Origin of the sequence: Dysgonomonas sp. Shenzhen-Wh21 (genome assembly GCF_043392705.1) — a bacterium.
Classification (GTDB): Bacteria; Bacteroidota; Bacteroidia; order Bacteroidales; family Dysgonomonadaceae; genus Dysgonomonas.
The window spans coordinates 1-2643 of sequence record NZ_JAIXHZ010000026.1 but is presented as its reverse complement, the minus strand read 5'-3'; the positions used below and the strand labels follow the sequence as shown (position 1 = coordinate 2643).

Below are 2643 nucleotides of genomic sequence, written 5' to 3'. Positions count from 1 at the left end.
CCGTGGCTGACATCTAACTTTGGAGAAGGTCTAGGTAAAGGGACTGCAAATGCCAGATGCAATAGTCGCTTTAATATAAATATAGGATATTATTTTAATCAATAATAAATATGAATAAAATAGAAATGAAGAACTTGTTTCTGATATTTGGAACAGCCAAGAAGCAAGCTCTAAGAATGCTGAAAAGCGGAAAATCAAAAAAAGAAATTCACCAAAGAACAAAGTGTACAATTGCAGTGAATAATGTAAGTCTTTCGATTAAAGAAGGTGAAATATTTGTTGTAATGGGTTTGTCGGGCAGTGGGAAATCGTCCTTGCTCAGGTGCTTTAATATGTTGAATGTGCCTACATCAGGTAGCATTTCTATCGATGGAGAAGATATAACAAAAATGAATAAATCTAAGTTGTTGAATCTTCGCAGAAAAAAAGTAGGAATGGTGTTTCAGAATTTTGGACTTTTGCCTCATAAGACAATAATAGACAATGTTGCTTTTGGTCTCGAAATTCAGAATATAAATCTGAAAGAGCGTTATGAAAAAGCAAAAGAAATAATAAAAATAGTTGGTCTGTCGGGCTATGAGAATGAATACCCTTATCAACTGAGTGGCGGAATGCAGCAGCGTGTTGGAATTGCCCGAGCCATAGCAACCGATTCTCAGATTCTTTTAATGGATGAAGCCTTTAGCGCATTAGACCCACTGATCAGATCACAAATGCAAGACGATCTGTTGGATATTCAACAAAAACTTAAAAAGACCATCATCTTTATTACACACGACCTTGATGAGGCTTTAAAGTTAGGAAACACTATTGCGATTATGAAAGATGGGGTGATTGTTCAGCAAGGTAGCCCCGAGGATATCTTGATGAATCCTGCCGATGATTATGTAAAAGCTTTTATCGGAAATGTTGATTTATCTAAAATTATAACAGCTTCTACAATAATGGAACCATTTAGAGCAAGAGTTCAGTTAGGAAAGGATGGTTTGGCATCGGCGTTGAGGTTGATGGAGCGTCACACTTTACGATTTGTGGCAGTTATAAGCGAGGATAACAAGTTTAAGGGCTATGTAAGAAAAAAAGATGTTGAACGTAAAATTGCTGCCGGAGAAAAGGGATTGGAATCTATATTGATGGATATTCCTAAAGTAATGGAAGATCACTCAGTTTCGGATATGCTCCCATTGTTTATAAATCAAAAATATCCTTTGGCTGTAGTTGACTGTAGTGAGAGGCTAATAGGCTGTATAAGATATTCTGATGTAGTAGCTATGGTTACAGGATATGACGAAGAAGCTGTTAAAGAAATAATAGAAAATGCAAGTTAAATATGAATAAACTAGATATAGGTAAGTATATAGAACGTTTTGTAGATTGGTTGTCAGATACAGCAGCACCGCTCTTTCGTCAGATAACCATTATGATAGATAATAGCGTTGATGTGTTACAAGAATTACTCGGGTATGTTCCGTTCTACATGATTATTGCTATTGTGGCACTGATCGCTTTTATTATTAAAAAGAAATCCTTAGGAAATCATAAATCATGGCAAAACAATATAGCAACACTGATAGGATTCCCTCTCTTTTGTGTTTTAGGGCTTCTGCTTATTTACTGGATGGGCTTTTGGGAACAAACAATGGATACATTTATCTTGGTATTGGTAGCAACGCTTATTGTGTTGATGATTGGCATACCTCTAGGTATATGGTGCGCATACAATAAAAAAGCCTATGCTATAATTCGCCCATTACTAGACTTTATGCAAACAATGCCCGCTTTTGTTTATTTGATTCCGGCAATTTTATTCTTTTCGGTAGGTAATGTGCCGGGTGTTTTGGCCACGGTTATTTTTTCATTGCCTCCGGCTGTTAGGATGACAGCTCTGGGAATAAAGAGTGTACCGAAAGAGGTTGTAGAAGCTTCTGTTGCCTTTGGTTGTACAAGACGTCAGACTTTGTTCAAAGTCCAGATGCCATTAGCCATGACCACTGTTTTGGCTGGTATTAATCAGGTAATTATGTTGTCTCTATCGATGGTCGTTATAGCCTCAATGGTAGGAGCCGGAGGACTGGGCGAAAGTGTATATGCAGGTATTCAGCAGGCCGATGTTGCTTTGGGTTTCGAAGCAGGGCTTTGTATTGTAATATTAGCGATTATATTAGATAGAATGACACAGCTTTTAGGTAAAGAAAAGGAGGAACAGAAATGAATAAGATAATATACATTCTACTCTCAGTCTTATTGCTCGGTCTTACATCTTGTGAGCCTCGTCATAAACAAGATGTACTGATATTATACCCCAACTGGGCGGAGGGAATCGCTATTACATATTTGGCAAAGGTTATGTTAGAGGATAAAGGATATACGGTAACCTTAAAGCGTATAGAACCGGGTCCAATTTATACAGCTCTATCTCGTGGTGATGCCGATATATATATGGATGCATGGCTACCTCATACACAAAAAGATTATTGGGCTAAATACGGGCATAAACTAGATGTATTAGGAACTGTTTTTGACGATGGTATAACCGGGCTTGTTGTTCCTGCTCCTGAAGCAATTCCATAGATTTTCTCGTCAAACTTGTCTTTTTTTTCATTCAACTCCTCTATAGACTCTATATTAACTTGGGCAGGAACA

3 protein-coding genes are annotated in these 2643 nt (G+C 37.5%); all 3 read left to right on the top strand.

Annotated elements, in window-relative coordinates:
- The first annotated feature begins 110 nt into the window (after positions 1-110).
- From LDB17_RS01065 to LDB17_RS01055, 3 genes are read left to right on the top strand one after another with little or no spacing between them, the layout of a single operon-like run.
- A complete protein-coding gene (locus LDB17_RS01065; protein ID WP_252637503.1) occupies positions 111-1328 on the top strand; it encodes a glycine betaine/L-proline ABC transporter ATP-binding protein in 1218 nt (405 codons plus the stop codon).
- 2 nt (positions 1329-1330) lie between these two features.
- Positions 1331-2212, top strand: coding sequence for a proline/glycine betaine ABC transporter permease (locus LDB17_RS01060; protein WP_252637502.1), 882 nt, complete (start codon positions 1331-1333; stop codon positions 2210-2212).
- On the top strand, positions 2209-2571 hold the full coding sequence (locus tag LDB17_RS01055) for a glycine betaine ABC transporter substrate-binding protein (RefSeq protein ID WP_393924836.1): 363 nt from the start codon (positions 2209-2211) through the stop codon (positions 2569-2571). Before LDB17_RS01060 ends, LDB17_RS01055 begins: the two co-directional genes overlap by 4 nt.
- Positions 2572-2643: the final 72 nt, after the last annotated feature.